At 64.8% G+C, this 24150-nt stretch carries 18 protein-coding genes; 3 read left to right on the top strand and 15 right to left on the bottom strand.

The window, feature by feature from the left end; translation table 11 throughout:
* Positions 1-37: 37 nt before the first annotated feature.
* Entirely contained in the window at positions 38-1633 is a 1596-nt protein-coding gene (locus tag PWP93_RS10860; RefSeq protein ID WP_421022964.1) for an MDR family MFS transporter, read from the bottom strand.
* Between the two features lie 109 nt (positions 1634-1742).
* On the opposite strand from PWP93_RS10860, the gene PWP93_RS10865 reads away from it, so the two are divergent.
* Complete coding sequence (locus PWP93_RS10865; protein ID WP_421044486.1) at positions 1743-2636, top strand: EcsC family protein; 894 nt, start codon at positions 1743-1745, stop codon at positions 2634-2636.
* On the opposite strand, the gene PWP93_RS10870 is transcribed toward PWP93_RS10865, so the two are convergent.
* From PWP93_RS10870 to PWP93_RS10880, 3 genes are all read right to left on the bottom strand, one after another.
* On the bottom strand, positions 2606-3652 hold the full coding sequence (locus PWP93_RS10870; protein WP_421044487.1) for an alpha/beta hydrolase: 1047 nt from the start codon (positions 3650-3652) through the stop codon (positions 2606-2608). The two genes, PWP93_RS10865 and PWP93_RS10870, sit on opposite strands and share 31 nt — an antisense overlap.
* A gap of 51 nt (positions 3653-3703) precedes the next feature.
* On the bottom strand, positions 3704-4138 hold the full coding sequence (locus PWP93_RS10875; RefSeq protein ID WP_421022961.1) for a CHRD domain-containing protein: 435 nt from the start codon (positions 4136-4138) through the stop codon (positions 3704-3706).
* Positions 4139-4377: 239 nt separating this feature from the next.
* Complete coding sequence (locus tag PWP93_RS10880) at positions 4378-5502, bottom strand: porin (RefSeq protein WP_421044488.1); 1125 nt, start codon at positions 5500-5502, stop codon at positions 4378-4380.
* A gap of 479 nt (positions 5503-5981) precedes the next feature.
* Between PWP93_RS10880 and PWP93_RS10885 the strand changes: the two genes are divergently transcribed.
* A complete protein-coding gene (locus PWP93_RS10885) occupies positions 5982-6923 on the top strand; it encodes a LysR family transcriptional regulator (RefSeq protein ID WP_421042595.1) in 942 nt (313 codons plus the stop codon).
* Positions 6924-7082: 159 nt separating this feature from the next.
* On the opposite strand, the gene PWP93_RS10890 is transcribed toward PWP93_RS10885, so the two are convergent.
* The 9 genes from PWP93_RS10890 to PWP93_RS10930 all read right to left on the bottom strand — a co-directional run bounded on the left by PWP93_RS10890 (position 7083) and on the right by PWP93_RS10930 (position 20821).
* Positions 7083-11648 (bottom strand): ATP-binding protein, encoded by a 4566-nt coding sequence (locus PWP93_RS10890; protein ID WP_421044489.1) that lies wholly within the window; start codon positions 11646-11648, stop codon positions 7083-7085.
* A gap of 119 nt (positions 11649-11767) precedes the next feature.
* The gene (locus tag PWP93_RS10895) at positions 11768-12508 is read right to left on the bottom strand and encodes an aquaporin (RefSeq protein ID WP_421044490.1); all 741 of its coding nucleotides are present in this window, start codon (positions 12506-12508) and stop codon (positions 11768-11770) included.
* 311 nt (positions 12509-12819) lie between these two features.
* A complete protein-coding gene (locus tag PWP93_RS10900) occupies positions 12820-13437 on the bottom strand; it encodes a response regulator (RefSeq protein ID WP_421025156.1) in 618 nt (205 codons plus the stop codon).
* Between the two features lie 158 nt (positions 13438-13595).
* The gene (locus PWP93_RS10905; RefSeq protein ID WP_421044491.1) at positions 13596-14243 is read right to left on the bottom strand and encodes a response regulator; all 648 of its coding nucleotides are present in this window, start codon (positions 14241-14243) and stop codon (positions 13596-13598) included.
* Positions 14244-14863: 620 nt separating this feature from the next.
* A complete protein-coding gene (locus PWP93_RS10910; protein WP_421044492.1) occupies positions 14864-15835 on the bottom strand; it encodes a threo-3-hydroxy-L-aspartate ammonia-lyase in 972 nt (323 codons plus the stop codon).
* Between the two features lie 123 nt (positions 15836-15958).
* Positions 15959-16981 (bottom strand): 2Fe-2S iron-sulfur cluster binding domain-containing protein, encoded by a 1023-nt coding sequence (locus PWP93_RS10915; RefSeq protein WP_421044493.1) that lies wholly within the window; start codon positions 16979-16981, stop codon positions 15959-15961.
* 24 nt (positions 16982-17005) lie between these two features.
* Positions 17006-18673: a hydroxylamine reductase gene (hcp, locus tag PWP93_RS10920; protein WP_421044494.1), complete on the bottom strand. Its 1668-nt coding sequence runs from the start codon at positions 18671-18673 to the stop codon at positions 17006-17008.
* A gap of 229 nt (positions 18674-18902) precedes the next feature.
* Complete coding sequence (locus tag PWP93_RS10925; protein WP_421044495.1) at positions 18903-19574, bottom strand: MarC family protein; 672 nt, start codon at positions 19572-19574, stop codon at positions 18903-18905.
* Positions 19571-20821, bottom strand: coding sequence for an amidohydrolase family protein (locus tag PWP93_RS10930; protein ID WP_421044496.1), 1251 nt, complete (start codon positions 20819-20821; stop codon positions 19571-19573). Before PWP93_RS10930 ends, PWP93_RS10925 begins: the two co-directional genes overlap by 4 nt.
* Positions 20822-20968: 147 nt before the next feature.
* Here PWP93_RS10930 and PWP93_RS10935 point away from each other — a divergent pair, with 147 nt between their 5' ends.
* Positions 20969-21886 carry a LysR family transcriptional regulator gene (locus PWP93_RS10935; RefSeq protein WP_421044497.1) on the top strand — a complete coding sequence of 306 codons (918 nt, stop codon included), beginning with the start codon at positions 20969-20971 and terminating at the stop codon, positions 21884-21886.
* Between the two features lie 93 nt (positions 21887-21979).
* Here PWP93_RS10935 and PWP93_RS10940 read toward each other — a convergent pair whose 3' ends face one another.
* Together PWP93_RS10940 and PWP93_RS10945 are read right to left on the bottom strand one after the other, a co-directional pair.
* A complete protein-coding gene (locus PWP93_RS10940) occupies positions 21980-22516 on the bottom strand; it encodes a single-stranded DNA-binding protein (RefSeq protein ID WP_421044498.1) in 537 nt (178 codons plus the stop codon).
* A 163-nt stretch (positions 22517-22679) separates the two neighbouring features.
* Complete coding sequence (locus tag PWP93_RS10945) at positions 22680-23882, bottom strand: MFS transporter (protein WP_421022947.1); 1203 nt, start codon at positions 23880-23882, stop codon at positions 22680-22682.
* Between the last annotated feature and the right edge of the window lie 268 nt (positions 23883-24150).

The following is a 24150-nucleotide window of genomic DNA, read 5'->3' on the forward strand; positions in this document are numbered from 1 at the left end:
CACTGCCTTGTTCTGCGTCCCGACGCATCGCCAGCCCTCAGTCGGCGTGGATCACGGGCTCGATCTTGCGCTGAAGCCTGATGGGCGGCACGCGCCGCGTCTGCCAGATCGACACCAGCGCGATCACTGCAGCCACCGCAATCCCCAGATGAATCGCGCCCACCAGCGCCTCGCGCGCGGCCTCCAGCAACGGCGCGCCATTGTGCCCGGCCTTGGCGAGTTCGCCAATCAGCACGTGCTGTGCGTCGCGGTTGATGAGGATCTGCGGGTCGGCGAGCTGGGCGAACCAGTGCGTCGCGTGATCGGCATCCAGTGCCTTGTGCACGCCGCCCTTGTAAAGCTGCGTGACCATCGTGCCGGTCAGCGCGGTGCCGAACATCCCGCCGATCATGCGCAACGACTGCAGCAGCGCCGTGGCAATGCCCAGATGCTCGCGGCCCGCGGTCTGCTGCGCGAACACGGTGAGATTCGGCATCACGAAGCCGAGCCCGATGCCGCCCACGATCATCAGCGCCATCAAGAGCACGCGCGGCGTGTTGTGCGACGCCAGGGCGACCGCGAAGCAGGCGAACGCGAGCATCCCAAAGCCGATGTAGAGCATCCGGTTCGGATTGCGGATGCGCGACACGACGCGTCCGTTCGCGATGCTGCCGATCGTGATGAACACCACGAGCGGCGTGATGACCATGCCAGCCTCGTTCGGCGTCATGCCAAAGCCGCCCTGGAACAGCAGCGGCGCATAGAACAGCAGCGAGAACATGGTGAAGCCGCCCAGCACCGCCAGCTTGAAGAGCGCGTTGAGGCTCGCGTTGCGGAACATGTCGACGGGCAGGATCGCCTGCGGGCAGCGCCGCTCCCACTGCCACAGCGCCCAGCCCGAGGCCGCGGCCAGCACGAGCAGGCCCAGCGCGGAAAACGTCACGCCGTGCGCGGGTAGCCGCTCGACGAACAGTTGCAGGCTACCGAGCGTCACGGCGATCAGCAGCGCGCCTGGCCAATCGAGCCGCATGCGCTCCTTATGCACGACATGGCGCAAATGCGGCAGATAGCGCCAGACGAAGAACAGCGAAAGCAGCCCGACCGGCAGGTTCACGTAGAACACCGAACGCCAGCCGTAATACTGCGTGAGAAAGCCGCCGAGCGAAGGCCCCACCGCGTTGGCGATGCCGAACGCCGAACTCATCAGCACCTGCCATTTCAGGCGCACGACCGAATCAGGAAAGAGATCGGGAATGCACGCGAACGCCGTGCCCACCAGCATGCCGCCGCCGATGCCCTGCAGGCCGCGCGCGAGCACGAGGAACATCATGCTGTTGGCCGCGCCGCACAGAACCGAGGCGCCCGTGAAGACGACGATCGACGCGATCACGAATGGCTTGCGCCCGTAATAGTCGCCGAGCCGACCAAAAATAGGGACGGTGATGACAGAGGTGAGCAGATAGGACGTGGCGACCCACGCGTAAAGCTCGAAGCCGCGCAGTTCGGCGACGATGGTGGGCAGCGCCGTGCCAACGACGGTCTGGTCCAGTGCAACCAGCATGCTCACAAAGGAGACGCCGAGCATCGCCAGCAGCGACTCCCGGAACGGCAGCACCTGCCCGCTCGAATGATGGGCGGCAGTACGGACGGCCATTTTTGATCCCGCAATGATTGATACGTCAAAGAATTGAAATCATAGCACGATGCGATCCACTACACTGGGCGTCGAGGAGCACTTGCCGAACCGCTTTCCCGGGAGATTTATGGGGCCGTATTCTGATTTTTCCGAAGCCGATCTTGCCGCGCTCAAGCGCGCGAAGCACGAATTGGAAACGCCGCCGCTCGGCATGAAGCTCGCCGCGATCGTCGGTGCGCCGGTCGAGAAACTGATCGCCAAGCTGCCCGCCGTGGCCAACGACAAGGTCAACGACGCCACCCAGGCAGCGCTGCGCAAATGCCTGCAGCTGGCGCTCAAGACACTTGGCAAACCGGGCGAGCGGGCGCCCGGGATCGCCGATGCAAGCGCAGCCGCTGAATCGACATCAATCGCCACAACAATCGCACAGCACGCAGGCCCACCGGGCGCGAAGCCGAGCAACCTGCTGCACAAGTTCGCGGTCGCCACGACGGGCGCGGCGGGCGGCGCGTTCGGCCTGTTCGCGTTGCCGGTGGAGCTACCCGTCACGACGACGTTAATGTTCCGCTCGATTTGCGACGTCGCGCGCAGCGAAGGCGAGGACCTCGCGAGCGCCGACACTCAACTCCAGTGCCTGACCGTGTTCGGCATGGGCGGACGCTCGGCCGCCGACGACGAAGCCGATTTCGGCTACTTCATCGTGCGCGGCGCGCTGGCGCAGGCGGTATCGAAAGCGTCGTCGGAAATGGCGACCAAGGGCTTCGCCGCGCACGGCTCGACTGCGCTGCTCAAGCTCATGCAGACCGTGGCCGCGCGCTTTTCCGTGCAGGTCAGCGAACAGGTGGCCGCGAAATCGATTCCGGCCATCGGCGCGGTGCTCGGCGCCATGGTGAACACCGTGTTCATCGATCACTTCCAGAACGTCGCACACGGCCATTTCACCGTGCGCAGGCTCGAGCGGCGCTACGGCGAAGCCACCGTCCGCGCGGCCTACGAAGAGATCGACGTCACGCTCGATTGAGCCGCTCGATGCGCGCCCGGTGGTGTGCTCAATTGCGCCCCCGCCCCAGGCTCCGTTTGCATGTGTGCGCTCTTCTGCGCACGGGCGGTGTCGTCGGCCGTCGTCACGCGCTTCACGAAGCGCGCGGTCTCGTCGAGCGCACGCCGCGCCTCGGGCATGAACGGCGCGTAAATCGGCCAGACATGCGGTAGACCGCGCCCGATCTTGCACTCGACACTCACGCCGGCAGCCTGTGCGCGTTCCGCCACCCGGCGCGTGTCGTCGAGCAGCGTCTCGGTGCTGCCCGCCAGCATGAAGAGCGGCGGCAAGCCGTGGAGATCGGCGTAAAGCGGCGAAGCATGGGGATCGGTCGCGCTCGTCTCGCCGAGGTAAAGCGGCGCAACGCGCGCGAACACGTCGCCGCAGAACATGGGATCGCGCCCGTCGTTTTCGCGTATCGACGCGCCTGTGACGGCGAGATCGGTCCACGGCGAGTAGAGCACCGCGCCGGCCGGCAGCGGATCGCCGGCGTCGCGCAAGGCGACGAGCGTGGCGAGCGCGAGCCCGCCGCCCGCCGAATCGCCCGCGATCACAAGCGACTGGGCACGCGCGCCGTCAGCCAGCAAGCGCCGATAAGCAGCCACTGCGTCAACCAGTGCCGCCGGAAACGGATGCTCGGGCGCAAGACGATAGTCGAGCGAAAAAAGGTCGGCTTCGGCGCGTGTGGCGAGGCCGAAGGTGATGGCACGGTGCGTCTTCGGCGAGCAGAAGTAATAACCGCCACCGTGCAAATAGAGGATCGTGCGCGGCGCCCCACCCTCGCGCACGAGCCATTCGCCACTCGATGGCGCGTCGGCTGCGCTGCGCTCGCTGGCGGCCCGATACTGCTCGCGTAATTGCCAACCCTTGGGGACCTGAGGCAGCCATACGCGTTTCGCGGTTTGCGCGCGTACGCGTGCGACATCGATCGGGCCGCGCGTCGCCGGAAGAAAGCTGCGGCGCAAGAACCAGCAGATCAACCTGCTTTGCAAACTCATGGGGCACGGCTCCTCGCAATGCGCTCACTACGCGCGCAACCCAGCGGATGCTCAGTTCGCCGGCAGCACCTGCCCGCGAATTTCGCCGGACGGGTTCTGTTGCGTATGCACGTTGAAATACCACTGGCCGGCCATCAGATCGGTGACCTGCTTTTCGTTGAGCGTTGCGGAACCCTTGATCGGAGTGGCAAGTTCACCCTTCGGAATCGGCACCTGTACGTTCGCGTTCTGGCCGACGGGCGCGGGACCATGGAAATGCGCACCGGTCACCGGCCCCGACAGGCCTTCGTAAGTGATGGTCCAGTTCAGCGATTTTGTCGAGGTGTCGAACGTGGCATTGAGCATGCCGTGGCCGTGACTCACACGCGGCGGCACTTCGCTGGAAGGTTCGAGATCGGCCTTCAGCGCAACGGTATCGGCAAACGCGGCACTGGAAGCAAGGACACACAGGGCGAGAGCAAACTGCAGCGGACGAAGCGCTTTCATGGGAATTCTCCGTTTGTTGTGGCGCGCTGCACCATCAGGCGGCAGCCACCTCGTCACATGCTAGAGCAAATCCGGAAAAGGCGTCCGATCCGGCATGATCGACGGCCATGAAAACGCTGGAATGAAAAGTGCGGGACAAAAAAAGAGCGCCGCGAGCGGCGCTCTTAACCCAAGTACTACCTTCTACTGCTTTTCTTCGTAATGGGTTCTGCAGCCCGGAAGCCGGGCCGCCCGCATCATTAGAAGCGGTGACGGATACCGGTCGTGACGATACCCTGATTCTTCGACGACGAGTAGTTGTCCGCGCCCTGGTAGCCCACCTGCGTGATACCCACTGCAGCCTGACCGGCACCCCAAACGCCCACGCCCTCGAGGTACACGTCCGTGCGCTTCGAGAGCGCGTAGTCGGCTTGCAGGCCGAACTGGTTCCAGTGCGCGGTTTGGCCACCGCCCGCGTTGGAGAGGATCGAACCGTTCGCGTTGGTATAGGTGTACATCGCGCCGATGCCGAGTGCCGGCGTCAGGTTGTAATGCACGTTGGCTTCGATGTTGTTGTAGCGGATCGACAGGTTGTCGTTCAAGCCGTTCAGGCGCGATTGCGTGAACACCACGCCACCGACAGCAGGACCATAGGTATAGCTCACGCCACCGCCCCAAACGCGCGCGCGCTGGGCGCTGCCGAACAGGCCGAACTGGTCGTTGGTGACCGCACCATTGGGGTTGTTCAAGGTGCCCGTGTTGTTGGCCTGCAGGTAAGCCGCAGCGACGCGCAGGCCGCTATTGGCGTAGCTCATGCCGGCGCTATACGCGCGGTTGTTCGCGAAGCCTGCCTGGTTAGAGAACGCGTACGCGCCACCGAACTGGAAACCCGAGAGATTTGGGCTGGTGTACTTGATCGCGTTGTTCAGCGAGAACGTGGCATTTCCGTTGTCGTTGTCGCCCACGTGTGCCGTGTACGTGCCGCCCCACGTGCCGACAGCCATGAGCGGGCCAAGGTAGTCGACCACGGAGTCGTACTGGCGGCCGAACGTCAGCGTGCCGTACTGATCCTGCGTGAGACCGACGAAAGCCTGACGGTTGAACAGGCTGCTGTTATTTGCCTGACGGCCGTTCGCCACGTTAATGCCGCTTTCGAGGGTGAAGATCGTCTTCAGGCCGCCACCGAGATCTTCCGTGCCACGCAGGCCCCAACGGCTCTGCTGAATGTTGCCGCTGCCCAGAGCGTATTTGGTGTTGCCATCCACGTTGGTCGTGTAGACGAAGCCGGCATCGACGATGCCGTAGAGCGTCACGCTGCTTTGCGCGTACGACGCCGATGCGAAAGTCGCGACAACTGCGGCCGCGATAGCCAGACTCTTTTTCATATGCTTCCTTAGATGCAAAGCCTTTCGGCAAAAATAGACGCCGTCGCCGGCAATACGCCGGCTCGCTTGATCCCACAGCACCGCAAACGTTAGTGCCGCATTGATACGCAGCCCAAAGTTTATTGGCGTCACTTTCAAGCCAGCCATCCCGATCCAAGGCAAAAGTTTTTTTGAAGAAGTCGAATACTGCCGTGACGCTCGCCGCAATCGCTTGCCACTCAATGCGCGCGCTTAATCTTGAATTCACGCGCGCGAGAATCGATCACACACTATCCCGATATAACGTTGCCGCCCAGCAACATAATTAATTCAAGACAATTAACGGTTTAGGAACAGTCTCATTCCTTAGGGCATAGCCCTGTCGGTACTATCCGGCAACGCTCGCGTCGCAGTCCTGCGCCGAGCCTCATGTGTACGCAGGAAAACATCGCTTCAACGCAGCCAATCCCGTCAGCCCCATGTCAATGCGACCCAAAGCCATGAATCAGCTTCAGGCGATGCGCGTATTCGTGAGCGTCGCCGAACACGGCTCGTTCGGTCGCGCTGCGGCAAGCCTCGATCTTTCGAACGCCGTTGTCACGCGCTATGTCGCACTGCTGGAGGCGCATCTTCACACCCGCCTCATCAACCGCAATACGCGCAGCATTTCGCTGACCGAGGCAGGCAACGCGTATGCCCAGGCGTGCCGTCATATGCTCGAGGACCTGGAACGCGTCGAAACGCAGATCGCGCATGGCGTGTCTGTGCCCTCGGGCACACTGCGCGTGGTCGCGCACGCCTCGTTCTCGCTGCATGACCTCACGCCCCTGCTCAAGCAGTATCTCGCCGAATTCACACAGGTCCGGCTCACGCTCACGCTGTTGCACCGCCCCGTCGATCTCATCGAAGAAGGCTTCGACGTGGGCATTGTCGCGCCGCGCCAGGTCAGCGGCGGCACACTGATCCGGCGTCCGCTCGTTTCGGTCACGCCGGTTGCGGTCGCCTCGCCCGCCTATCTCGACGGCCGCCGCGCACCGCGGCATCCCGCAGAACTCACGCACCATACGCTGCTTGCGCCGTCCATCGACATTCACGGCAACGAATGGCAGTTCGCGAGCGCCGATGGCGTGCGTGAGGCGGTGCGGATCGAGCCGGCCTATGCCGTCAACAATTCGGTGATGCTGCGTCAGGCGGCTCTCGCGGGGATGGGCATCACGATCCTGCCGGCAAACCAGGTGGACACCGATCTCGCGCTGGGCACGCTCGTGCGCGTGCTCGACGACTACCAGATCCGCGACGCCGATAAGGAACTCTCGCTCGTCTATCCCGGGCGACGTCACATCCCCGCGAAAACGCGAACGTTCGTGGACTTCACCGTCGAGTGGTTTCGCGGCCAGGACGCTTCTCGCCAGACGATTACCGAGATATCCGGCAATAAATAATTGATCGCTTTTATCTCGATTTCTGGCGGCGTGCGAACTATGCTTTCTTTTGCGAGAAGTGACTCTTCATCGAAGGGTCTCCAACCTTGAACGCGGCTTCGGCCGCGTTTTTTTCGCCGGCTTTCCGCCCGTGGCCCGGTCCGTGCGCAGGCGGAGCGCTCAGGCGAGCAACGCAGCCTGCTGCTCGATGCCGTCGAGCATCGCGTGGCAGGTGCGGATGAGCGCGAACCCTTCCTCGCGCAATTGCTCCGACGTATGCGTGTTCATGTGAGCGCGCCAGGTTTCGAGCACCGCGAGCAGTGCAGGATAGTGCAGCACGCCCACCGCACCCGCGAGCCGGTGATGCCATTCGCGCAGGCGCGCGATGTCGATGTCCTTCAACAACTCCGGCAGCAAATCCAGATCGTCGCGCATCGCGCTGACGAACGAGCCCAGCAACGTCTTCACCGTCGCCTCGCTGCCCCACACCTCGATCATATGCGCGAGATCGAGCGGCTCGGCCACGCCCGCTTCGCCGGCTTCGTCCGACATGGCGGCATCGTCGCGCGTTCCGGCGCCGGCGCGCGGACACGGCGCGGCTTGCTCCTGCGCGACACGCAGCGCGTTCTCCGCGCCGAACCAGCGCGCGAGCTGGTCGCGCAGCGTCGCGACACGCGTGGGCTTAATGAGGCACTCGTCGATGCCGGCCTCGCGGCACAGCCGCAAGTTTTCGGGCGCGGTGTTCGCCGTGATGGCGAGAATCGGCAGACGCGGCGTCGCGCACGCAGCCTTGCCTTTCTTGCGCGCCTCGGCCGCTTCGACCTCGCGTATCCGCCGCGCAAGGTCATAGCCCGATACATTCGGCATATGGCAATCGGTTATCAAACAACCGTAGCACTCCTTCTCCAGCGCCTCGAGCGCCTGCGCACCGTCGTCGACCACGTCGCATGCAAAGCCCAGCAGCGCGAGCTGATGGCGAATCAGCTCCTGATTCACCGGATGGTCCTCGGCGACGAGAATCAGACGCCCCGCCGCGCGCTCCTTCTCGCGATCGGGCGCCGCGAGCACCGTTTCCGCCGCCAGCGCGGGCCGCACAGCGACCGCGGGCAGACCGGTGAGCGCCATCGCACAAGCGGCGCCTAAACCGCGCCACGAAAGCGGATTGACGCTCACCCGCACACCGCTCTCCACCACCCGGTAGCCGCTCGGCTTGGGATTCTCGGTCAGACAGACGACCGGCACGCCCAGCCCGTCGAACACGCCCGCGAGCGCCTCCGAGACGAACACGAGATCGACGCCGCCATGGGCCGTCAGCTTGCGCATGGCGGCGTGGCCGCGCGGGCCTGATTCGATGCGCGTCATCTTCATGCCGAGCGACACGCCGAAATGCATGAGCGCGCCGGCCACGCGGGCATCGTCACACACCACGAGCGCGCGCTTGCCGCGCAAGCCGTTCGCGTGGCCGGCCTGCGCTTCGAGCGGCAATTCGATATGCAGTTCGAGACTGGTGCCCTTGCCGACCTCGCTGCGCAACTCGAGCGTGCCGCCCATCAGGGCCGCGAGCTTGCGACTGATCGTCAGGCCCAGTCCGGTGCCGCCAAAGCGCCGCGTGGTGGACGTTTCCGCCTGCACGAACGGCTCGAAAAGCTGGGCCTGCGCCTCGGGTGCAATGCCGATACCCGTGTCGGTCACCGTGATCGAGATGCGCTGGCGCCGCGCCTTGCCGCGCGGGCTCGCCACGTCGCGCGCCGTCACGCTCACGCTCACCTCCCCATGAGGCGTGAACTTGATCGCATTGCTGAGCAGGTTGAACAAAATCTGCCGCAGACGCACGCTATCGCCGCGCAGCAGCGCCCCCACGCTCGCCGTGACGTCCACGCGCATCTTGAGTCCCTTCTCGTGCGCCCGCCCCGCCAGCAAGCCCACGGCGTTGTCGACGAGCTCGCGCATGTCGAACGGCTCCGAGGCAATCGCGAGGCGCCCGGCCTGAATCTTCGAGTAGTCGAGCAGGTCGTCGAGGATCTGCAAAAGCGCGCCCGCCGACTCGTGCACCATGCGGACCATCTGCGTCTGATCGGGATTGAGCGGCGTGCGCTCGAGCACCTCCACGAGACCGAGCACGCCGTTCATGGGCGTGCGGATCTCGTGGCTCATCATCGCGAGAAAGTCATCCTTGGCGCGCGACGCGGCCTCGGCAAGGTCGCGCGCGCGCGCGAGTTCGTCGGCACGGGCATGCTCGACATTCGCGTCCACCGCGTAGCCGCTCCAGACCACCGTGCCGTCTTCGCCGCGCCGCGGCACGAATTCCGCGCGCACCCAGAGCAATCCCGCCGCACCGTGGAAGCGGAATTCGGTGTTCACCGGCGTGAGCAAACGCGCCGATCGTTCGAGCGCCGCCGCAAGCCGCGCGCGATCACGCCGATTCACCCGCGCGAGATCGAGCGCGCTCGCACGCATGAGTTGCGCGGCGGCGTCGCCGAGCAAACGCTGCGTGTCGCCGCCGAGGTATGGGAATGCGTAGCGGCCATCGGTGCCGCGCCGCAGTTGAAATACGATCGCGGGCAGCGAGCGCGTGACGTCCGAGAGCAGCCGTTCGGACGCGCGCGCGCGCATCTCGGCGCGGCGAATCTCGGTGATGTCGATCATCGTGCCGAGCACGCACAGCGGCGCATTGCGTGCGTCGCGGCACAGGCGTGTCCAGAAGATGCCGTGACGTTTGCCGGCTTCGGGTGCGCCGGAACAGCCCGGGCCGTCGAATACGAACTCGATGCGCTGGCCCTTGCCTTCTTCGAGCGTCTTTTTGTAGAGATCGTCCACCCGCAGACTGTTTTCCGCGCCCCACGCCGCCACCGCGGTCCCGGTGCGGCCAAGCACCTCGCCGCGCCGCACGCCGGTCATCTCTTCGTATGCGCGATTCACCGACAGGTAACGGTTTTCGAGGTCGCGCACACCTAGCGGGTACGGAATCATCTCCATCATGGTGTCCTGCAACTCGACCTGCTTCGCGAGCACGTGCTCGGCGCGGCGGCGGCGGCGCATTTCGCGCTGCAAGAGCACGTAGGCCCGCAGCGTCACGAGCAGCACCACGCCGAACGCGATCAGGAGCGGCAAGAGCCTGAGCGCATTGACGCTCCACCCGCCGCTGCGCTCGGCGGCCACCGCCGTCCAGCGGTTGCGAATCTCCTGCTGCTCGACGGGCGACATCGCGTCGAGCGCGCGGTCGATGAGGGCCTTGAGCGGCGCGAGGTCGGTGCGCACCGCGAAGGCCGTCGCGCCATCCGTGCCGATCGCGCCCACCACCTTGAGCGATTCGAGGTACTGGCGGCTGAGCGGTCCGTCGAGTGCCGCGGCGTCGCCAACCAGCAAGTCCGCGTCGTTGCGCTGGACCAGCGCGAGCCCTTGTGCGAGCGTGTCGGCGCGCACCGCGCTCATGAGCGGCACCTCGCCAAACAGCACCTGCGCCGCCGGCGCGTGCGGCGCCAGCACCACCCGGCGACCGGCGTAATCGTTCAGGCTGCGCGCCATCGGCTCGTCTCGGCGGCCAACGATCACGAGCGGATAGCGTTCGAAGGCCTGGGTATAGAGCGTGTCAGCGGGCAATCCGCCATCGCCCACCGTGGTCGCCAGCATGGCAAATTCGCCACGCTGGAACGCGCTGTCCGCATCCGGCCAGCTGGTCGCCGGCACGCGCTCAAAACTCACGCCCAGCTTGCGGCTCAGATAATTGAGGTAGTCGCTCGCCATGCCCGTGACTTCCCCGCGCCGGCTCGCATGGCTAAACGGCAGCCAGTCCGTGTCGATTCCCACCTTCAACGGCGGCAGCGAACGCAGCCATGCGCGCTCGCCGGCGTCGAGGACGAACGGCGGCGAATGCCGCTCCGCACCGAATCCAGCGCCCTCGGCACTGTCGAGCCAGCGCGCCCGCAGCGCAGCCGCCACGGCTGGCCGCACACCGCCTGCGGCCAGGTTCAACCGATCGCGCAACGCCATCTTCGAGACCGGCACCGCGAAGCGCAGCTCGCGCACCTTGATGCGCTCCTCGTAGGCGACCCGCAAACCGCGGTAGTCGTTGTGGCGGGCGAGCTGATAGCGCACGGCGGGCGCGAAACCCGCGTAGACGTCGGCGCGGCCCTCGGCGACGGCATGCATGGACAGGCTCGTGTCGGCAAACGCAAGAATTTGCGCTTGCGGAAAGCGCTCGCGCAACAGTGGTTCGAGGACATAGCCGCTCTCGACGGCGATGCGCGCGCGCGCAAAGCGGTTGGGCGTGGTGGCGATCGCCTCGTTGCCCACGCGCGTGACGAGTGCAACATTACCGCTCAGATAAGGCACGCTGAACGCGAGGCAGCGCTCGCGCTGGACGTTGCGCGCGAGGCTCAAGACGATATCGAATTCAGCGGCGCACGCGCCCGCGAGCAACGCGGTCATATTGGGATAGACGCGCGGCACGAGCTTCACCCGCGAGCCAACGACGAGCCGCAGATAGTCGGCGCTGAAGCCGCTCAAAGTGTTGCCTTCGAGCAGCTCGAACGGCGCCCAGCCTCCCGCGACGACGCCGACGACGAGCACCTTGGGAAAAACACCCGGCTCGCTCGCCGGGGTTGAGAAATCGACCGTCAGGCCCGACTGGAGCGGTGTGTGGGCCGATGATCCGGCGGACTGCGCCGCGCCGGTTTGCCCGGCGCGCGCAGGACCGCCCATCGCGAGGCAAAACAGAAAGCACGCGAACAGCGTCAGGCGAAGCATCTGGGCAAGCGCAGCAATCGGCGCGCGGGTCACCGGCGGCAAAGACGGCAAAGGCAGCACACACCGGACAACCAGTCGAACCGGCGACATCGCTTTCATGGAGGCGTGGGCAGCTGCGCTCAAGCGTCGCCGAGCGCCCCGCCCGCGCTCGCGTCCGGATTTGTCCGACGTTGCATCAGCAACCTGTAACAAACACCCGCAATCACGCCGCCCAGCATCGGCGCCGCCCAGAAAAGCCAGAGTTGATCGAGCGCCCAGTCGCCGACGAAAAGCGCTGGCCCCGTCGAGCGGGCAGGATTCATGCCGCCGTTGCTCACCGGAATGGCAATCAGGTAGATGACCGCGAAACACGCGCCCAGCGCGGCGGGCGCCGACTTGCGGCGCTGCGGTGCTGCCGACACGACAAGATGAACGAGCACGAATGCAAACGTCATGACCAGTTCGACGGCAAACACCGCGGCGAATGCGTACTCGGAAGGCGAATGCTCGTCGTAACCATTGCTGCCGAAGTCCGAGACCACGAAGGCGAAGCCCGGCCGGCCGCTCGCGACGGCGGCGAGCAGCGCCGCACCCGCGAGCGCGCCGACGGTTTGCGCAGCGACGTACGGCGCGACGTCACGGGCGGGAAAGCGACCCGAAATGGTGTAGCCGATCGTGACAGCGGGATTGAAATGCGCGCTCGACGCGCGCCCCGATGCATAGCTCGCGACGGCAAGCGCAAGACCAAATGCCGCCGCCATGTCGAAGACGTTCCAGCCCTGTGCCGGCGCGCTGGCATTGAGCGCGGCGCTCGCACAGCCCACGAACACGAGCCATGCCGTGCCTGCGCCTTCCACTGCCAAACGCCTACCGAGCTTCATTGTCTTGCCTCCGTGCCCCGCCGCTCCTACCTGCAAACCGGCGCGCGACCCTCTTGCAGGCATGCACGGCGGCTCGCCAGCGATGTCAGAGGCGGAATCGAATGAGAGTCGCGCTGTACGACAGTTCGCGCGTTGAGTGGGAAATTATGATCAGACGACTCTCATTGCCGGATAGGACAACTCTTAAAAATCGGATGACATGACGGGCTTCAGCATGACAAATTCTGACAAACGACAACATGCGCGCCTGTCAGGTTCGCCTCAACCCTTTGAGAAACCGCGGCTATGAGGCGCGTGCGGCCGCGCCCTCATCAGGAGGTCTCGTCTTGGACGACACCGCACTCGATCGCGAATCGATACAGCTCGATGTCGCTGTTGAGCGCGAGTTTTTTCATTGCCGCGCACTTCTGGGCGCTGATGGTTTTGACGCTGCGCCCGAGCAGGCTGGCAATTTCCGTGACGCCGAGCCCACCGGCGTAGTGCGTGAACACTTCGAACTCCCGCCGCGACAGCACCTGATGCACGTGAGCCCGCCGCTGCTCACGCGACGCCTTTTCCAGCAGATCGCGCACCACGGGACCGACGTATTGCTCGTGCGCCATGGCCGAAGCGATGGCAACAGGAATCAGGTCGATGCGGTCGCGCTTGCTGAGCACTGCCTCGACATCGAGTTCGATCGCGCTGCGCAGCGCAGTGGCATCGTTTTCCATGGTGAGCACGACCACGGGCTTGCCCGCATGCTCGCCCTGGAAGCTGCGGATTGCATCGTGTCCCTCCTCGCGCCCTTCGCCTGGCATGTAGAGATCCATCAGCACGAGGTCGAACTCATGCCGGGCGGCCTCTTGAAAGAGTTGCGCCACCGATTGCGCGCGAGCGACGATCCGCACGTTCGGCAGCGTGGCGATCAGGTTGTCGAGCGCGAACAGCACGAGCGGATGATCGTCGGCGACGATGACGCGCACAGGCAACGCCCGATCGCCTACATCCGGCAACGCCAGCTCCTGCAGGCTGCGCACGCCGCCCTCGCGGCCGAATCCCGACGTCAGGTGGGCAGGCCAGACACGGGCCTGGGTAGTTGGCGGCGAGCTCATAGGAGTCCGTGGGCCCGCACGAAGGCGAACAGGCCTGCATCGTTGTTCACGCCAAGCTTCGCCATGGCATCGCGCTTCTGGCGGCTCACGGTGCGCACGTCCCGATCCAGCGCCCGTGCGATCTCGGTGATCGTACGGCCGTGGACGAACTGACGGACCACCTCAGACTCGCGTGGCGAGAGGCGCGGCGCGCGCGTGCTTTCCGCACGTTCCGCTCCTGCAGCGGCGAGCGCTTCGAGGATCGGCGGACTCACGTAGCGCAGGCCGCTACCCGCGCCGCGCACCGCGCCGGTGAGTTCGTCGATGGGCTCGCTCTTGCGGATCAGCGCCGTGACACCCGTGTTCATCACGGCGCGCAGGATGGCGACGTTCGTGATGCTGGTCAACACGACGATGCGGTACTGCGGCCAGTCACGGCACAGGCGCCGCACAAGATGCAAACCATCTTCGGCCTCGCCGGCATCGCCCGGCATGGTGAGATCGGTCAGCACGATGTCGCACGGTACGCATTCGAGTGTGCGAAAAAGCGCGCCCGGGCCTGACGCTTCGCCGACGACCTGTATGTCTCCCGTTGCTTCGAGCGCGGAGCGTACGCCCAGCAGAACGAAAGGGTGATCGTCGGCAAGGACGACTCTTAGTTTCAAGGTGGCTCTCTCTCGATGTAGTAGGGGTATCGGATCGGCCCAGGTGTGCCCGATCTTGTAGCCGGGACTCACGATGCCTGTGTTGCGCGAGGCACAATCTTTCTGGAGCCGTCATCTGAACATCGATTAAAGATTCCCTGAATCAGAGATTTCCGAAACGTCAAAGCTTCTTTAACCGCAAAAAAGATTCAGTTATACGAATCAAATTTAAAGCCTTATTCCGGATTGCATCGAACGTCTTTCGTTATGTCGGAGTATGCCGCACGCAGCGACGGTCAACATGCCGCTTCCACCTTCGCCTTTCCCTTCGACTTGTGCGAATGCGTGACGACTGTGCTGACGGTATCTGACGGACACGACGAGCGTGCAAATGCGGGCCACGCCAGTGCCGCACATGCGGATGCCCAAAGCCAGACAGCGGGTGGCCAGCCCAATGCCGATTGCAGTACCGGAATAGCCGAAGGTGCGATCCTCGCCTGTGCCGTCATGTGACGGTATCGCCGAGCGCCGTGATCGAAAGCAGTGCTGATGAAAATGTTTTCGACATCGACCTTTCGCTGCGCATGGTGGACACGCGCGGCAAGCGCGCCGGGGCTAGCGCGCAGCCACGTGGCGCCCGATCACGACGCCGCGCCCGTCAGTGCCGCGAAGCGCAGCAGATCGACATTGCCGCCCGAGATCACGATACCCACGCGCTTGCCGCGCACGTCCACCTTGCGGTGCAGGACCGCAGCCGCCGCGAGGCAACCCGTGGGCTCGACCACGAGCTTCATGCGGCTCGCGAAAAACTTCATCGTCTCGACGAGTTCCGTGTCGCTCACGGTCACGATCTCGCTCACGCGCTCGCGGATCACCGCGAACGTATAGCCGCCCAGATGCTGCGTCTGGGCGCCGTCGGCAATGGTCCTGGGCGTGTCGATGTGGACGATCGAGCCCGCCTGCAGGCTGCGCTGGCCGTCGTTGCCCGCCTCGGGCTCGACGCCGATCACCGTGCAGCGCGGCGCGAGCGCATGCGCCGACGTTGCGCAGCCCGAGAGCAGCCCGCCGCCGCCAAGCGGCGTGAGCAGCACGTCGAGCTCGCCCGCGTCCTCGAATAGCTCCTTCGCCGCGGTGCCCTGCCCCGCCATCACGTGCGGGTGGTCGTAAGGCGGAATGAGCGTGAGGCCGCGCTCGGCGGCAAGACGCTGGCCGAGTGCTTCGCGGTCCTCGGTATAGCGGTCGTAGAAAACGACTTCGCCGCCATAGCCGCGCGTTGCCTCCACCTTCACCGCAGGCGCGTCCCGCGGCATCACGATCACGGCCTTCACGCCCAGCAGCTGCGCCGAGAGCGCGATCGCCTGTGCATGATTGCCCGACGAAAACGTGATCACCCCGCCCGCCTTCTGCTCCGGCGTGAACTGCGCAATGGCGTTATAGGCGCCGCGGAACTTGAACGCGCCCATACGCTGGAGGTTCTCGCACTTGAAGAACAGCGCCGCGTCCGCGAGCGCGTTCGCCGTGCGCGAGGTCAGCACAGGCGTGCGGTGCGCGACGCCGCGGATACGCTCGTGCGCGGCGGCCACGTCATCAAAGGAAATCGGCAGTGTGCTCATGGTCGGTGCTCATTGGGTAGGTGGAAGCAGACGGCGGAATGCGCCTCGCGGGGCAGCGAAATTGCCATGATAAAAAAAACCTCGCCCACGGGCGAGGTTCAAGGCAAGACACGAGGCCGAGCGTCAGACCGCAAAGCGTTCGCTGGCAAATTGCGCGGCAGGCACGCCTGCCGCTGCCGCCACTGCCTGTGCGGCACTCACCATGCCGGGCGGGCCACAGACATAAAGATCGGGCGGCTCGTCAGCCGATGCGAGCGCCACTTGCAGCGCCTCGACCGGCGTGCCGTGAAAGCCTCGCCACGCCGAGCCGCCCTCGCGCACGCATAGTTCGACGTGCAATTGCGCAAGCTCCGCCTGCAGCCGCCCGAGTTCTTCGGCCATGAAGAGCTCGCTCTCACGGTTCACGCCGAAGAACAGCCGCGCGTCGTTCATTTCCTGAAACTCGGCCATGCGGCGCAGCATCGAGAGCACCGGCGCGAGCCCCGTGCCGCCCGCCACGAACCAGCGCGGGCGCAGGCTTTCCGCAAAGAGGCCGAAGCCGCCCTGCGGCCCATGCACGGTGAGCGCGTCGCCCACCTGGGCACGCTCGCGCAGGTATGACGAAAACACGCCTTCAGGACGCAGGCGGATCAGCAGCTCGAGCCGCCCATCCCAGTTGCTCGTGTTGGCGAGCGAGAACGGCCGGCGCACGCCGCTTTCAGGCAGCTCCAGTTCGACGAATTGCCCCGCTTCGAACTCGGCGGCGCTGCCGTGGGCGTCGTCGGGTTCGAGACCCAGTTCGAGGCGGAGCGTATCGTCCGCGAGCGTCTCCAGTGCGGCGATGCGCGCACCACGCACGGCGACAGGCTGCAACAGTACCTTCGTGCCGTCATAGGGCGCGGCAATGCTCAAGTCGCTGCGCGGCGTCGTGCAGCACAGCAAGACCGCGCGCGGATCGGCTGGCGGCAGCGCATCCACACTGTGCGCGCCGAGCGTGTAGTCGCCTTCGGCCACGCTCGCATGGCACGCGCCGCAACTGCCGCGCCGGCACTGCGACGGCAGCGTGATCTGCGCCGCCGCGGCCGCCGCCAGCACGTCCTGCTCCGGCTCGCAAGCAAACGCGAACGCCTGGCCGTCGCGCGTGGTGATTTCGATTCGATAGCTCATGAATGCCTCAGCGCCGGTGCGTTTTTACGCTGCTTTGCGTTCGAGCGCGGCGGCAAGATCGGCATGCGCGTCGCCGATCGGCTGAATCCCGAACTGCTCGACGAGGATCTGCAGCACGCCCGGCGTGAGGAAAGCCGGCAAGGTCGGTCCCAGGCGGATGTTGCGAATGCCGAGCGAGAGCAGCGTCAGCAGCACCGCGGCGGCCTTCTGCTCGAACCACGAGATCACGAGCGAGAGCGGCAGGTCGTTCACGCCGCACTCGAAAGCGTCTGCAAGCGCGACGGCAATGCGGATGGCCGAATAGCTATCGTTGCACTGGCCGAGGTCGAGCAGACGCGGAATGCCGCCGATGTCGCCGAACGCGTGCCGGTTGAAGCGGTACTTGTTGCAGCCCAGCGTCATGACGACGGTGTCGTCGGGCGCGGCCTCGGCGAAGTCGGTGTAATAGTTGCGGCCGGGCGCTGCGCCGTCGCAACCGCCGATCAAAAAGAAGTGGCGGATCTGGCCGGCCTTCACGGCGTCGATTACCTTGTCAGCCACGCCGAGCACGGTATGGCGAGCAAAGCCGATCGTGATGGTTTCCTCGGGCGCCGTCTCGTGAAAGCCGGGCAAGGCGAGCGCCGCCTGCACGAGCGGCGCATACGCGCCATGTTCGAGATGGCGCACGCCGGGCCAGCCCACCGGACCGGTCGTGAAGACGCGCTGACGGTATTGCGGCAGCGGCTCGATCAGGCAGTTCGAGGTCATCAGCACGGGGCCGGGAAAGTTTGCGAAATCCGCCTGCTGGTCCTGCCACGCGCCGCCGTAGTTGCCGGCGAGGTGCGAGTAGGCCTTGAGCTTCGGATAGGCGTGCGCGGGCAGCATCTCGCCGTGCGTGTAGATCTGCACGCCGCTATCCCTGGTGGCTTCGAGCAAGGCTTCGAGGTCGCCCAGATCGTGGCCGGAAACGAGGATCGCCTTGCCCGCCACCGGCGTCATGCGCACGACCGTGGGCTGCTGGTTGCCGAAGCGGCCCGTATTGGCGGCGTCGAGCAATTCCATCACCTTGAGGTTCAGGCTGCCGAGCGCGAGCGAATGCTCGAGCAGTTCGCTGGCCTCCTCGGGCTCGCGCGCGAGGAATTCGAGCGCGGCTTCCACCCCTGCATACACTTCTTCGCTTTCGTAGCCGAGCACGCGGGCGTGATGCGCATAGGCGCAAACGCCCTTCAAGCCGTAGAGCACCAGTGCGCGCAGGCCGACGATGTCGGCGCCCAGCGTGTCGAGCCCCGCATTCACGCCCACGAGCCTTGCTTGCGCCTGCAACTCCGCGATGTTCGCGCCAGGTTGCCAGCGCGCCGGGCCGGCCGGCTCCTGCACCGCCACGCCCTGCGCAGAGGCCTGCGTCTCGTAGGCCTGCTTCACGCGGTCGCGATGCTGTGCGGCTTCGCGCAGCATTCCCACGAAGCGCGCCGCATTGAAGTTCACATTGGTCAGCGTCGTGAACATGGCGTAGAGGATAAAGCGGTCGGCTTCGCGGTCGGCGCTGCCGACGCCGCGGGCAAGCGCGTTGTACTGGGCGATGCCCTTGGCCGCGTGGATCAGCAGGTCTTGCAGGTCCGCCGTGGTGGCGTCCTTGCCGCAGTTGCCCTTTGCCGACGCGCAACCTGGCGTTGCGTTGCTGCGGTCGGTCTGTTCACATTGATAGCAAAACACGGCTTTCTCCTTTTCTTGTGGGTGACGGCGCTGGTGCGATGTCGATGGGATGTATCGACTGTCAGATCGCGATGAAGGGCCTTGTAAGATGCAAATTTGAAGCATCTTTTAAATGGTCACTCCGGCGAGAAAGTTCTGCCGTGATGTAGATCAAAAAAACAGGTCTGTCATAGAACCATTTGGGTGTGCAAAAACGCCGCAGTTGCTGTGCGCAACGCGGCTCTGTGCATCAAGACCCTGGCGATAGTTTGAATATGGGCTGCAAGAATTCGGAGAATCCGGTCAGCATGATCTGCACACCGATGCACAGCAGCAGAAAGGCCGAGATGCGCTCGGCGATACGCGTTCCCTCAATGCCCAAGTGCCGCGCGAACCACCCCGCGCGACCGAAAAGCTGCCAGATCACGCCGGCCACCAGCACCGCCACGACCACCGAAATCAGGCTGCTCAGCAAGAAGTCCTCCAGTTGCTGCGAGTACCTCGCGTTCAGCGCGATGGCGGTGGCAATCGTTCCCGGGCCAATGGTCAATGGCATCGTGAGCGGGAAGAACGCCTTGTCCAGCGGACTGGCGGCTGCGATCGGTCGCGCCTGAACGGCATCGTCAGGGGGGATGTCGGGCGCATTGAGCATCTGCCAGCCGCTCACGGTCACCGTCAGGCCGCCGCCAATGCGCAATGCCGCCATCGATATCCCGAAGAAGTTCAGGATGCGCGTGCCCACGAAAAACGTGACGAGCAGCACGATCATCGAATTGATCGCCACTCGCCTCGCGAGCTTCACGCGGCCATCGTCGCTCAGCGATTGCGTGCGATCGAGAAAGACAAAGGCCATGCCGAGCGGATTGATGATGGCGATCAGACCGGTAAATCCAAACAGGATCTGCGAGACGACGTTAGTCATGAGGCGCAAGGGAGGCGGTTGACGTGAAACCGGCCGCCTTTCATGACGGCGAGCCGCTTTTTCTCGTCCTGAAGGAGCGCGAGGCCATCCAGCGGATTGCCGTCGAGCACGAGCAGATCGGCAAACGCACCCGGCACGATCTCCCCCACCTGGCCCGCAAGCCCCATGATCCCGGCGTTGACGGCGGTGGCGCTCCTGAGAATCTGCGCTGGCGACATGACGCGTTCGCGCAAGGTCAGCTCTTCGAGTTGATCGACCATCATGTCGCCCAGCAGGTCGGTCCCAAGACCGATTTTGACGCCGGCGTCCTGGGCGATTTTCAGCGCATGGAGGCCCTGATCCGTCACGATGGCCGTCTTGTGCAGCATGGCGTCGGACCAGCCCAGCGCCTTGCCGCGACGCGTGATGGCCGCATACGTGGAAAGCGTGGGCACGAGACAAGCGTCATGATCCACCATCATGCGCGCCGTGTTCTCGTCGATCAGATTGCCGTGCTCGATCGAGCGCACCCCGCACTGCACCGCGCGCTGAATCGCCTCGGGCGAATAGGCATGCGCCATGACATAAGTCTTCGCGGCCCGCGCCTCCTCGACGATCGCCCGCATCTCCTCGATGGAGAACTGCGTGCCATCGAGCGGATCATTCGGCGTGGAAACGCCCCCGCCAGCCATGACCTTGATATGGTGCGCGCCATTGCGAATTTCCTCGCGCACGGCGCGCCGCACGGCGGGAACGCCATCGGCGACATGGCCCAGCAGGCCGAGCGCGCCGCAGCACACGCAACGCATTCCCTGGAAAAACTCCGGACGCGGGTCGCCATGGCCGCCGGTCTGCGAAATGGCGCGGCCCGCAATGTACAGGCGCGGCCCGGCGAAATGACCGTTTTCGACGGCGCGCACGAGGCCGCTGTCGGCGCCGCCCGCATCGCGCACGGTCGTGAAGCCACGCGAAAGCATCGCATCGAGCACGTCCTTCGTTTGGGCCGTGATCAATGATTGTGGAATCAACGTGAGCTGAAAGAAGTCCGACACGGTCGCAGTAACGTGGACATGCGCATCGATCAAACCGGGTAGCAGCACGCGGCCGTCCAGGTCGAAAACCTGGTCGTCGTGCAAGGCGGGCATGGGAGGCGACGAGAATGACACCGCCTCGATCTTTTCATCTTCGACGACGACCGTCGCATGGGGCTTGAGCGTGGCCTCTGCACTGTCGAACAACCGTGCATTGCGGAAAACGATGCGTGACATGGCGTGATGGACTCCAAAGCTCGACACAGGACTTTCAGGCTAATTCCCGGCCGGGCGCGCCTCAATAACATCGTTCGCGCGGTCTCGTTGCGTTGAAGACAACAGCCTCGGAGGTATGCAATGAAATCCTGCTCTGGCCAGCCGAATATGGATGGCATCACGATTGGCCGACTTCGCTACCTTCACGAGGTCGTGAATCGCGCGGGTGTGCGCAAAGCCGCCGACCATCTCGGTGTCGCGCCGTCGTCAGTCAGCCGGCAACTGGCGCAACTCGAACACTCGGCACGCATGCCCCTGCTGGAGCCTGACCGGCGCGTCATCAAACCCACCGAAGCCGGCAAGCTTCTGCTCGACTACTACACCGGCTACATCGCACGGAGAGAAACCCTGGCCGCCCGCCTGGCCGGCTTGCAAGCCGGCGACGACGGCCATGTCGAGATCGGCCTGGTACAGGGGCTCGCCGGCGGCCTCATGCGCGACGCGCTCTATCGTCTGCATGAGCGGCACCCCGCGCTTACCGTATCGCTGCGGCTGGGCGGCATGGACGACATCGTGCAATGGCTCGAACAGGACGCCATTCATCTGGGCATTACTTACGGGCCGCCGCTCGATACGCGTCTGGCGCAAGTGAAAAAGGCCATCAGCGTGACCCGGCCGATGTGCGCCGTCGTTCCACCGGGCCATGTGCTGGCCAGCCTGCGGGAAGTCTGCGTCGACGCACTGCTGCCGTATGCTTTTGCGTTGGCTGGGTCCGCTTATGGCACGCGAAAAATCATGCAGCAAATCGAGCGGGAAGAAGCCTGCACGTTCCAGTTGCTGCTCGAGACCAATCATCTGATCGGGTTACAGAACTTTGTTGTCGCCGGTCTCGGCGTAACCGTGCTACCCGCTTTTGCGGTGCAAAACGAACTGGATCAGGGCAAGCTCGCGGCTCTGCCTGTCGCACACGCGCTAGCGCGACGCGCGCAGATGCAGTTGCTCGTGCGGCCCGGGCGGGCGTTGCCCGAGAGCGCGCAAGCGTTGCAGCGGCTGTTGACACGGCAGTTGCGGGGGCGGCAGGCATAGGCAGCAACGCCGGCCCCCGCCTGCACGCACACCGCAAATAAAAACCCCCGCACGAAGGCGGGGGTTGATCTTTACAGCGTCGGGCTATCGGACCTAGAACGGAATATCGTCGTCCATCTCGTCGAAGCCGCCGCCAGCGGGCGCGCTCGAACGGCCGCCGCCGCCGCCGCCACCACCGCCACTCGCGCGCGGCGCGCCACCACCCGCTGCGCGGCCACCGCCGCGCGGAGCCGACTGCTCGCGGCTATAGCCGCCGTCGTCGCCCATGTCGCCGCCCGACGAGCCGCCGCCGCTGCTGCGGCCGCCCAGCATCTGCATCTGGTCAGCGACGATTTCCGTCGAATAGCGGTCGGTGCCGTCCTGCGCTTGCCACTTGCGCGTGCGAATACGGCCTTCGATATACACCGACGAACCCTTCTTCAGGTATTCGGAAACGATCTCGGCCAGACGGCCGAAGAACGCCACGCGGTGCCATTCGGTCATTTCCTTGAACTCGCCGGACGCTTTGTCCTTGTAGCGGTCGGTGGTCGCGAGGCGGATGTTCGCCACAGCGTCGCCGCTGGGCAGATAGCGCACTTCCGGTTCGGCGCCGAGGTTGCCGACGAGGATCACCTTGTTCACGGATGCCATGAGTTTCTCCTGTTGATTCCGTTGCGAGGAGCGGCCACGCGTTTTCGCGCATCGGCTTGAGATTGCGATGCACCGCGCGCGGACCGCCTTTCGCGAAAATTGTTGCTGCGAACGCCGGGTTCGCTTCAAAGCATAGGGCGGGCACGACCGTGGCCCCGGCCCATCAGGCGCGCTTGGTCGGCGCCTTCAGCGGCACTTTCATATAGGCCGCGATTATAAGCCAGCAGAACACGAGCCCCGAGCACGTATAGAACACCGCGCTCGCGCTGCCGTGCTTGAGCAGCCAGCCGCCCACCACGCCGCCGAGCGCGAGCCCGATCGACTGGGTGGTGTTATAGACGCCCGTGGCCGCGCCCTTGCGGTTGCCCGGTGCGAGCTTGGACACCAGCGAGGGCTGCGAGGCTTCGAGAATATTGAACCCGAGAAAGTACACGAACAGCACGGTCGCCACGATTGCTATGGTATGCGCAAGCGAGCCGAGCAGAAGCTGGCCGATCAGGATAAGCCCAATGGCCGAGCACAGCACAGCCTTCATCTTGCCCCGCTTTTCCGCGGCGATGATGGCAGGCACCATCAGGACGAACGAGACGCCCATCACCGGCAGATAAATTTTCCAGTGTGACGCCACAGGCAGGCCCGCGTCCACGAGCAGGCGCGGCACGACGAGAAAGAGCGCGGTCTGCGTGGCATGCAACACGAGCACGCCGAAGTTCAGGCGCAGCAGTTCCACGTTGTGCAGGACTTCGGCGAACGGCGCGCGCACATGCACGGGTTTGGGCGCATCGGGCACGATCCACAGCACGACGCCCACGGCGAGAATCGAGAACACGCCCACGAGGGCGAACAGGCCGCTCATGCCGACCCAGTGGAACACGATGGGCGCGCCCACGATCGCCACCGCGAAGGACATGCCGATCGAGCCGCCCACCATCGCCATGGCCTTGGTGCGGTGCTCCTCGGAAGTGAGGTCGGCGATGAACGCGAGCACCGCCGAGGAAATCGCCCCCATGCCCTGAATCACCCGCCCGACGATGATCCACGTGATGTCGTGCGCGAAAGCCGCCACGAAGCTGCCGAGGGCAAAGATCACGAGGCCGATGACGATCACCGGCTTGCGGCCCATCTTGTCCGAAAGCCAGCCATAAAAGATATACAGGAGCGATTGCGTGACACCGTAGGCCCCGAGCGCAATGCCGACGAGCAGCACGTTGTCGCCGCCGGGAATGGTTTTCGCGTAGACCGAAAATACCGGCATGATCATGAAGAGGCCGAGCATGCGCAACGCGAAGATCGCGGCGAGCGACACGGTCGCGCGCATTTCCGGCGCGCTCATGCGTGAAGAAGTAGCGGGTGAATTGGAGGACATCGGAGCGTTTTCTGATTGCGCCGCCGCTGCGCGCGCGTTTTCTGGCCTTGGGGCAGGCGAAGCGGGCATCGGGCGAGCTTCGCGGCGTTGTCATTGCGGCCGTGGCGGCCTTGCAGGGACGACAGCGATGCGGGCAGCCCCCATGTCGGCCAGAATTCGCGCTTCTGCGCTTACGCTGGCCCCACGCCTGAAACGATCCCCGGCTGCTTCCTGTCGATCTTCTTTCGCGCCCCATGCGCAGCCTCGCTATGGCCATCCGGGACCTTTC

It is taken from the genome of Paraburkholderia sp. A1RI-2L (genome assembly GCF_048957375.1).
Lineage (GTDB): Bacteria > Pseudomonadota > Gammaproteobacteria > Burkholderiales > Burkholderiaceae > Paraburkholderia.